We start from the raw sequence: 5,339 nt of genomic DNA on the forward strand, positions 1-5,339 counted from the left end.
CTCTCAAAAGCAAGGCGGAAAAGCCCGAAAATAAAGTTTACAGCGGTCCCAATAAAGTCGGCCCTGCTCTTTGGCTCCGGATTCAGTCTAGGGAAGAAGGAGGTCTTTGCCTCGTTGCTCGAAGATGTCGTGGCATTCTATCTGTTCCTCCTCGCAAAGTCCAGAAACGGCAAACTCTGCTACGAACCCGGCAAGGGCGGGGCAGACTTCGTTCTCGAGCTGGGCGGGGGAAAGGTCGTAGTGGAAGTTGGCCTCGGCAAGGCCAGGAAAGACCAAGTTGAAAGGAGTATGGAGCGCCTGAAAGCAAAGAAGGGCATCGTATTGGGTAGCAAGTATGAAGTGGGAGATAAGATAGCGTTTTATCCCTGGCAGATGTTCGTGGTGGGGTTTTAGTCCATGAGCTCCGGAGAAAGGTATTCAATCCTCGCCCTCCCCTTTTTCTCCAGCCATGCCAGCAGTTCCCTCGCGAACTCGAACTTCCTGCGCTTGCTCTCCCAGACCGGCGAGTGCTCCTTCAGGGACGGCTTGCTCCACTTCCCAACGGTCTCGCCGAAGTCGAAGCCGACCAGCGTTATCTCCCTGGCTCCGAGCTCCTCCGCCAGAAAGACCGCCCTGTCGCCGTCGGTGAAGCCCCCGAAGTTGTAGATTATGTCGAGGGGCTCGGTCTGACAGGTGCCGAGGATTCTCGACAGGAACGGGACGTAGGAGACGAGCTTATCCCTGTTGTCTCCGTGTGCATGAACGACGAGGAAGGAACCCCTATCGTTGGCGAGCTTTATGTCCGGAATCCTTCCGTCGAGGTCCGTGACGATTACGTCTGGAACGAGGCCGAAGTCCAGCAAAGCCGTTGTTGCACCATCTGCCGCTATGAGCGTCCCGTCGGAGAAGTCGAACTTGGCTAAGGCCTTTTCAAGGCTCGGACCTGCGCCGAAGACATAAACTTTCCGCCCGATTATCGCCTCAAGCTCCTCCCGGAGGATGTACTCATCGCCCTCAAGGAGGAGCGAGCGGAGTAGCTCGGCCGACCTGCGGTCTTCCTCGATTGAATAACCCATGACCCTCACGATTCTGAGGTAGAAGGGCCTCCAGTCCTCCCACCTCATGTCCCCTTCAGCCTCCGGTCCATTTTCAGCATCTCCCTCCACTGTTTTCCGGGCCAGTAGATTTGCCCGCAGTTCTCACAGATGTAGAACTCGTCGTACTTTTCGTAGACACACTCTGGGACCTTGCCTTTGACGGCCTCCTTTGGAACCGCCTTTATCGGCCCGTTGCACTTCGGACAGCGCGCGTTTGCCGGGAACAGCTCCCCGAACTTTATCCCTAGACGTTTAAGCTCCGCAACCTGCCCCTCAAGGGAGTTGGAGCGGAGGAGGAAGACATTAACGCCGAGCTTTCTAGCCCTCTCTGCAAGGGCAACGTCCTTGGTGAGTATTACCCGGCCTTCCCTCCGGGCGACCTCGATTATCTCATCGTCGTCCTCGATTCCGTAGAGCGTGTCGTAGCCGTAGAGCCTGAGCCAGCGGGCGAGTCTTCCGAGCATCATGTCGGCGATGAACCTCATAACGAAAGGTATTAAGGAGGAGCGGTTAAAGTAGTTCCGGTGGTGGGATGCACTACGAGGAAGTCGAGACCCTTTTGAGGCGCTCGGAGGATTATCTTGAACTGGCCAACGAGGCGTTCGAACGTGAAAAGTACGACACTGCCGTTTTCTTGGCCGAGCAGGCCCTTCAGCTCTATCTAAAGGCCGTGATAATAAAGTACTCCGGCGTAAGGCTTAGGACGCACTCGATAAGGGAACTGCTTAAAGGAGTAGGGGATGCTTTGGGAGTAGAGAACGCGGTGGTCGAGTTCATTAGAGGGAATAGGGGACTCCTGAGGGAGCTGGAAGATGCGTACACAGGTGCCCGCTACGAGCCAAAGAGGTACTACCGGGAAGACGCCGAGGATTTGATGGGATTCGTTCTTGATGTTATGGATTTCGTGGAGGGGCTAGTGGATGCGTTCGAAAGAGGAAGTTCGGAGTAATCTCATCAGAATGGGGAGAAGGCGTTACCTCATGATTAAAAACTACCGCAGGTATCTTCCAGCCATAAAACGGGCCTGTGAGGAGGTCTTCGGAGAGTGCGAGCTCTACGTCTTCGGGAGCGTTCTGACTGGAAAGTTTACCGCTGGGAGCGACGTTGATTTGCTGGTAAAGGTGAAAAATGCCCCAAAAGGTCCCCGCGAACGGGCCAAACTTGAAGTTAAAATCGAAGAGCTCGCTGGACTTCCGGATTATCATCCCTTCGAGTTCCACATCGTTGACGATGCCGGCTTCAAGCGATACATGGAGATTCTTAAGGTGAAACCGGTTAAAGTTGAGGAACTTTTATAAAGGGGGCCTCTATTTTATGCCTGTAAAATACTTTGGTGGTTCCTATGCTCGTCTACTTCATCGGCACCGGCGGGAGCGAGGGGATTCCAGCTCACCTCTGCACCTGCCCGACGTGCAACGAGGCGAGGAAGTTCGGCTTCGCCCAGAGGAGACCCTCAACGCTCGCGGTAATCACCGACAACGGGAAGGCCGTTCTCTTCGACGTTGGAACCGACATAAGGGACTTCCTCAACGTCCCGCTGGAGGCAATCTTTCTGACCCACTGGCACCACGACCACATCTACGGCCTCTACAAGCTCCGCTGGATGGCGAGGGAGACCGTCCTTTACGCACCGAAGGGGAGCGCCGACGCGCTAATCCTCAAGGACCCCAAGAACCTCAAACCAAAAATTCTGAAGCCGTTTGAGTCCGTCAAGCTCGACACGCTCACGGTCACGGCACTCAGGCTGAACCACGGCGTTGAGACGCTCGGCTACCTCATCGAGGAGGACGGAAAAAGCATAGCACTCCTTTACGATACAAAGGGTCTCCCCCGGGAAACGCAGGAGTTTTTGGAAGAAAGGGCTCCGCTCAGGCTGGCGATTGTTGATGCAACGTATCCGCCGGTCTTCGACGACCCCTATCACAACAACGTTGATGAGGCCGCGGAGATTGGACTCGGGATTGCGGAGAGAACCGTTCTAACTCACATCTCCCACAAGAACCTGCCGTTTCTCAAGCTGGTTGACTACGTGCGGAGGAGATGGGGAAACAAAGTTCTCGTGGCCTACGACGGAATGGTGTTCTACGTCTGAACTCCTCAGCTCACAGGCCTTCCATAAAGCCCTATGATTGTCATCGCCGTTGTTTCTGTGTTGGGGTCGCCGTCTGGGACTATCTTTCCATTTTCAGTCCTATAGCCGGTTACAATCCCCCCATCCTTCAACTGGAGCGCCGTCAGTATTTTAAGGCACCTAAGGTAGACGGTTCTTCCTTCTTCCGGCTTTCCAAGCGAGCGATAGATGTAGATAAAAAGGGCACATTTGTAGGACTGATAAACACCGGAGAAGGCCTTGTCCCTGAAACCGTTACCGTCCCACATGGAGAGCAGATGGGAGTAGAGATGAAAGGCTTCGCTCCTATTTCCACGGAGGAGGTCGCTTAACGCCCCGTAAACGACCAAATCCGCGTAGGAGCGCCAGTCCTGCATGATGCATGAGCGGTTTGCAGTCTCAAGCTTTATCGTGAACGTCGCGTTGAACTTTTTGGAGTAAACCCGGCCGAGCGTTCTAAATTCAGGACAGAAGAAGCCACCGAGGGGTTTACCAAGAAGCGGGTCTATCCTGCCGTTGAAAGCGACCCCGTGTCTGGCGAGCGACCGGCTCACGTTCTTCCAGAGACTCGAGTTGAGAAGCCTCAGCGCTCTGGCGGCGAGAAGGTTGTCGTTGGCGAGCCATATCGTCTCGTTGTCGGGGTATGATACTACGGAGGCCCTTAAGAGACCGGCCTCTGGAACGTATTGAGACTCAAGAAAGGCCCTCATCGCGGTTGCATTTGGAGCGGAGGTAGTCCTCGGAGGCCCAGTTGAAGAGAGCGCGGCGATGAGGATGAAGAAAATTGCAAAGAGTGCAAGTTTATTCACGGACATCACAGAGAGATTGCATGAGGAAGATAAAGGGTTTACGCCTAGGTCTCGAGAGGAAAGCTAAACTTTCTTGGACAGAATCCCCGACTTCTTCGTTGCCGCGTCAACCGCCTTCATGATTGCCGTCCTTATCTTACCCTCCTCCAGCTCGAAAACGCCGTCTATCGTCGTTCCTCCCGGCGTTATGACCCACTCCCTCACTTCAGCAGGATGCCTCTCGGTCTCCATGAGGAGCTTTGCCGTTCCCAGGAGCGTTTGAAGCGAGGCCCTCTTCGCTAGGTCCCTCGGCAGGCCAACGCGCAGACCGCCGTAAACCATCGCCTCGAGGAAGACGGTAACGTAGGCCGGCCCTGAACCGCTCAGTCCGGTTATCGCGTCCATGTGCTCCTCCTCGACGTGGACGCAGTCCCCAAAGGTCTTCAGCAGTTTTTCCACAAGCTCAACGTCCTCACCCTCAAGCTCCGTCGTGTAGGCCGTGAAGGACTCGCCGACGAGAACGGCTATGTTGGGCATCGCCCTCACGAATTTCGCCTTCGCGAAGCGCTTTAACTCCTTCAGCGAGACGCCGGCGACGACAGAGATTACCAGCTTGCCCTCGATTAGGTCGGCTATCTCCCCGAGGACCTCGCCGACCTTGCTGGGCTTCACCGCGATGAATATTACCTCGGCGCTTTCAGCGGCTTTCCTGTTGTCTGGAATGACCTCTATTCCAAGCTCGAGCAGTTCTTTAGCTTTCTCAACCCTCCTCCTCGTCGCAACGACATCGTATCCGGCCTTTTTCAGAGCCTTTGCTATCGCCCCTCCTATTGTTCCGGCACCCAGAACGGCAACCCTCATCGCAACCCCTCCAGCAGGTTTTCAACGAATTCCGAGACGTTCTCAACGTCCCGCCCGACCATGACGAAACCAAAATCGCCGTATTTCCTCCGGTAGTTCTCAACGAACAGCTCGTCGTTGAGCGTGTCGCCGACGTAAACACCTTTCTCGCCTTTCACCAGCTCCCAGAGCAGGTCGGGGTTCGGCTTGAGGCCGAGCTCCCTCGTTATGGCGTTCTCAAAGCGGAAGCCGAGGATTTGTTCAGCCAATCCAAGCTCAAGCTCGCTCCTGCCCGTGACGACCCCAACTTTGAACTTCTTCGAAAGTTCCCTTAAAAGCTCCGCCCCGATGAGCGGTTTTTCCTTTCTCCAGAGGCCCAGGAAGTCGAAGAGCCTTCCAGGATAGGCTTCCCCGAGGTAGAAGGTGTTGAAGACCCTCTCTATGCTCCCGCGGTGCATTCCAACCCCGAACCGCTCCCGAACCCACTCTATGCCCTCTCCAGCCGGGAACTCCTCCACCAGAGAT

General features: G+C 55.3%; 8 protein-coding genes and 1 pseudogene. 4 read left to right on the forward strand and 5 right to left on the reverse strand.

The genetic code is table 11. The annotated features are described in order from the left end of the window. Positions 1 to 393 (forward strand): annotated as a pseudogene (locus tag MVK46_RS09995) (ATP-binding protein); the annotation flags it as partial. Here the strand turns inward: MVK46_RS09995 and MVK46_RS10000 are convergent. Both MVK46_RS10000 and MVK46_RS10005 read right to left on the reverse strand, forming a co-directional pair. Further along, positions 390 to 1,103, reverse strand: coding sequence for a 6-hydroxymethylpterin diphosphokinase MptE-like protein (locus MVK46_RS10000; protein WP_297536527.1), 714 nt, complete (start codon positions 1,101 to 1,103; stop codon positions 390 to 392). The pseudogene MVK46_RS09995 and the gene MVK46_RS10000 sit on opposite strands and share 4 nt — an antisense overlap. Next, on the reverse strand, positions 1,100 to 1,561 hold the full coding sequence (locus MVK46_RS10005; protein ID WP_297536528.1) for a Mut7-C RNAse domain-containing protein: 462 nt from the start codon (positions 1,559 to 1,561) through the stop codon (positions 1,100 to 1,102). The genes MVK46_RS10000 and MVK46_RS10005 overlap by 4 nt, the downstream gene beginning before the upstream one ends. A gap of 47 nt (positions 1,562 to 1,608) precedes the next feature. Here MVK46_RS10005 and MVK46_RS10010 point away from each other — a divergent pair, with 47 nt between their 5' ends. Genes MVK46_RS10010 through MVK46_RS10020 form a run of 3 tightly spaced genes read left to right on the forward strand, consistent with a single transcriptional unit; the run spans position 1,609 to position 3,168 of the window. Further along, positions 1,609 to 2,025, forward strand: a complete 417-nt coding sequence (locus MVK46_RS10010; RefSeq protein WP_297536529.1) for a HEPN domain-containing protein — start codon at positions 1,609 to 1,611, stop codon at positions 2,023 to 2,025. Then, the gene (locus tag MVK46_RS10015) at positions 1,997 to 2,374 is read left to right on the forward strand and encodes a nucleotidyltransferase domain-containing protein (protein ID WP_297536530.1); all 378 of its coding nucleotides are present in this window, start codon (positions 1,997 to 1,999) and stop codon (positions 2,372 to 2,374) included. Before MVK46_RS10010 ends, MVK46_RS10015 begins: the two co-directional genes overlap by 29 nt. 44 nt (positions 2,375 to 2,418) lie before the next feature. Further along, the gene (locus MVK46_RS10020; protein ID WP_297536531.1) at positions 2,419 to 3,168 is read left to right on the forward strand and encodes an MBL fold metallo-hydrolase; all 750 of its coding nucleotides are present in this window, start codon (positions 2,419 to 2,421) and stop codon (positions 3,166 to 3,168) included. 5 nt (positions 3,169 to 3,173) lie between these two features. Here the strand turns inward: MVK46_RS10020 and MVK46_RS10025 are convergent, their stop codons facing one another. The 3 genes from MVK46_RS10025 to MVK46_RS10035 form a co-directional block, all read right to left on the reverse strand. Continuing rightward, positions 3,174 to 4,001 carry a hypothetical protein gene (locus MVK46_RS10025; RefSeq protein WP_297536532.1) on the reverse strand — a complete coding sequence of 276 codons (828 nt, stop codon included), beginning with the start codon at positions 3,999 to 4,001 and terminating at the stop codon, positions 3,174 to 3,176. A gap of 57 nt (positions 4,002 to 4,058) precedes the next feature. After that, positions 4,059 to 4,835 (reverse strand): pyrroline-5-carboxylate reductase, encoded by a 777-nt coding sequence (proC, locus tag MVK46_RS10030; RefSeq protein WP_297536533.1) that lies wholly within the window; start codon positions 4,833 to 4,835, stop codon positions 4,059 to 4,061. Then, positions 4,832 to 5,339, reverse strand: a 508-nt coding sequence (locus MVK46_RS10035; RefSeq protein WP_297536535.1) for an HAD family hydrolase, incomplete at its 5' end; no start/stop codon positions are given. The genes MVK46_RS10035 and proC, both read right to left, overlap by 4 nt.

It is taken from the genome of Thermococcus sp., from assembly GCF_027066465.1.
In the GTDB taxonomy this organism is placed as follows: Archaea; Methanobacteriota_B; Thermococci; order Thermococcales; family Thermococcaceae; genus Thermococcus.